Source organism: Anaeromassilibacillus sp. An200 (assembly GCF_002160025.1).
Classification (GTDB): Bacteria; Bacillota; Clostridia; order Oscillospirales; family Acutalibacteraceae; genus Caccousia; species Caccousia stercoris.
Genome location: NZ_NFJU01000148.1, coordinates 1 through 543, shown reverse-complemented (window position 1 = coordinate 543; position 543 = coordinate 1). Strand labels below are relative to the sequence as shown.

The following is a 543-nucleotide window of genomic DNA, read 5'->3' as shown; positions in this document are numbered from 1 at the left end:
AGACATCCAAGGTCAGGTTACGGATATGGAAGAAATCAATCGTTGTTTAATTTTGAAGGTTTTGCCGACTTCGTCGGCGGTCTAACTTCACGTTCGTAAAGTTAGACGTGCTGGACGGAAGAAAACAGAATCTTCACGGTGGCAAACGGAAAAGAAACGTCCCACTGAACGCCGCCAAAGATATGGGGGTATAGCTCAGCTGGGAGAGCGCCTGCTTTGCAAGCAGGAGGTCAACGGTTCGATCCCGTTTATCTCCACCAGCAGACTGAGTCTGCACGCAAAGGCCCGCTATTGAGCGAAAGCGAAATGGCAAGCTAAGTGTAGCGGGACAGTCTGAACAAACTCCCGAAAAGGGAGCAGCTTTCTGAGAAGGAACGAGCAAGGCGCGGAGTCGCCGCAGCGAGCGTCCGTCCAGCGGAGCTGGGGCGAGGGTTAGAACCTGGTCCGGAATTATGGGCTTATAGCTCAGCCGGTTAGAGCGCACGCCTGATAAGCGTGAGGTCGGTGGTTCGAGTCCACCTAAGCCCACCACAAGCTCCCGAA

General features: G+C 54.0%; 2 tRNA genes. Both read left to right on the top strand.

Annotated features, from left to right (window positions below):
• Positions 1-184 precede the first annotated feature (184 nt).
• Positions 185-260 (top strand) — tRNA-Ala (locus B5F35_RS18330).
• A 194-nt stretch (positions 261-454) separates the two neighbouring features.
• A tRNA-Ile gene (locus tag B5F35_RS18325) sits at positions 455-531 on the top strand.
• Positions 532-543: the final 12 nt, after the last annotated feature.